At 34.3% G+C, this 2181-nt stretch carries 3 protein-coding genes; all 3 read left to right on the top strand.

Annotation, left to right across the window (positions count from 1 at the left end):
* Positions 1 to 225, top strand: a 225-nt coding sequence (locus CKF59_RS07905) for an HPF/RaiA family ribosome-associated protein (protein ID WP_222985619.1), incomplete at its 5' end; no start/stop codon positions are given.
* Positions 226 to 526: 301 nt separating this feature from the next.
* The gene (locus CKF59_RS05620; RefSeq protein WP_119534982.1) at positions 527 to 1147 is read left to right on the top strand and encodes a TetR/AcrR family transcriptional regulator; all 621 of its coding nucleotides are present in this window, start codon (positions 527 to 529) and stop codon (positions 1145 to 1147) included.
* Positions 1148 to 1149: 2 nt separating this feature from the next.
* Positions 1150 to 2181: DUF1698 domain-containing protein (locus CKF59_RS05615; protein WP_119534981.1), on the top strand; the 1032-nt coding region annotated here is incomplete at its 3' end.

Genomic DNA, 2181 nt, shown 5'->3' with positions numbered 1-2181 from the left:
AAGTTAAAAGTTGATTTAAGTTACAATACTCTAGCTCTGAAAAAAGAAGGAGCAAGCTATGTGAGTGAGTATGAAGTGCAAACTAACCTCGGTCGCTTCTTTGCTCGTGGCTCTGCAGATGACTGCTATGTATCTATTACTGAGGCTGTAAATAAAATTTACGACCAAGTTAAGAAAAAATTAGATAAGTTACAAGATCCACACAAAGGAAAAGTTGTAGCTTAAGTTTTTAGGTTTTAAGCTAAAATTAACTTTTAAACTTAGAAGAGAGGCTTCAAGCTAAAGTACAACTTTAGGTGAAGCTCTCGATAAACCTTAATTTTCTTTCTTAAACAATTACCCCTCTAACTCTTGAGTGTAACTTAGAGTTAGAGGGGTAAATTTGTTGGTCTAACTTAAAGTAAAGAATCATTTAAACTAATAGTATAATAAATCTAGAGAACTCTTTTTATTTATCTTAGGCAAAGTTTATAAATTTTAGCTCAGATAGGGTTTAGTGACTTACCCTTATAATGAGAAATTATACATGTTTGATAGTATTTCCCCACCTTTAGAATTACAAAATCAGCGGGTAGATCTAAGAGTTGCTAAAACTCATCGCTTAGTACGTCAAGCTTTATTACAGTTATTAGCGACTCATGAATATAGTGAAATTCGTGTGGAAGATATTTTACAAGAGGCACTAGTTAATCGAGCAACCTTTTATAAGTATTACTCTTGTAAAGATGACCTAGTAGGTAAAATGATTGCAGCCGTGAAGCATAATATCAATCAAATTATTGATAAACGAATCCAATATGCTAATTTAAATGAGTTTTTGGATCATTATTTACCAGCTCTTTATGCGTTGCGTTATGAGATTTTGAGTTTGTGGAAAGTAAATACTCCTCGTCATCATCTTCGTAAAGATATGATTAAAATGGTTGAAGCTCGTTTTAAATATTTATCACAGCTTGCTTTTCCTAAGCAAAAAGAAGAGGACTTAAATTTACAAGCTTATATGTTTTCACATCTAGCTATAGATGTAATGGAGTATTTATTAAAACAAAATACTTTACCCGCATTACATAATATTCCCCAGCATCTTGAGCAAATTATTGTGATGATGCAGTGTAATTTTAATGAGATACCTACGACAAAAATATAATTATGTTTACCAATCCTGAAGATCAAAGTATTTTATCAAGGTTACTTAAGCAAGAGGAGTTGAGTGATTGGTTGCCTGCGTTAAGTGTAGCCATGCAACAAAGTGAAAAGGAACTCTTACAAAAAGCTAAAAGTAAATCCGCAAGAGAGGCTACTTTTATTAATAACCTCCGTAAACTTCAAGCTTTGCAGGGCTTTTTAAAAGAGTTTAAACTTTTAGCTCAGAGTCAAGAAAAAGAACTACTGAGTTTTTGGCGTGAACACGAAGATAAGGGATTAGTTTTAGCTCCTGAGTTACAAGAAGCTTGTCGTCAGTTAGTACATGAGCAACAAGTACCAAGTTTAGTGATTAGTCAGAGTCAAGCTCAGCAAGTAGTTATAGATTTACACCCTTTATGGGCTGGTTATTTAGTTCATGAACGTAAGACTTTAGAACTGTATTTTCCAGTTGATCTTGCCCAAAAACTATGGCAAGCTCAAACTCCTTATCTTGAAGTTATTGCCTACCAAGCGAGCCAAGAATATTGGCAAAAGATTCAACGTTTACTGAGTACTTTAATTCAAGATTTAATTCCTTGGCGCAAAGGACCTTTTAAGTTATTGCGACAAGAAATTGATGCCGAATGGGATTGTGGAAAAAAATGGGAACGTATTGAAACCACAGGCTTAGAGTTACAGCTAGCGGGCAAAAATATTCTTGATGTAGGTTGTGGTAATGGTTATTACTTATGGCAAATGCTCATGAGTGAAGCTCAACCAAATTTAGTCTTAGGAGTTGAACCTTTTGAAGGGTTTACCGCTCAATTTTTACTAGCAAAAACCATCTATCAAGCTTTAGGAGGCGAGGAAGTTCCTTATCTCTTAACTTTACCTTTATCTAAAGTTCCGGTAACTGCGAAATTTGATCTTGTGTTTAATATGGGCGTGCTCTATCATCGTAAAGATCCGGTAATTTTCTTAGAAGATCTCGGCAAGTTTTTAACGGCAAAGGGTACTTTAGTGTTAGAAACTATTGTGATTGATGGGGATGAACAA

The organism is Psittacicella gerlachiana (assembly GCF_003585965.1).
Taxonomy (GTDB): domain Bacteria; phylum Pseudomonadota; class Gammaproteobacteria; order Enterobacterales; family Psittacicellaceae; genus Psittacicella; species Psittacicella gerlachiana.
The sequence above is the reverse complement of the archived record's forward strand: the minus strand, read 5'-3'. Positions and strand labels throughout refer to the sequence as shown.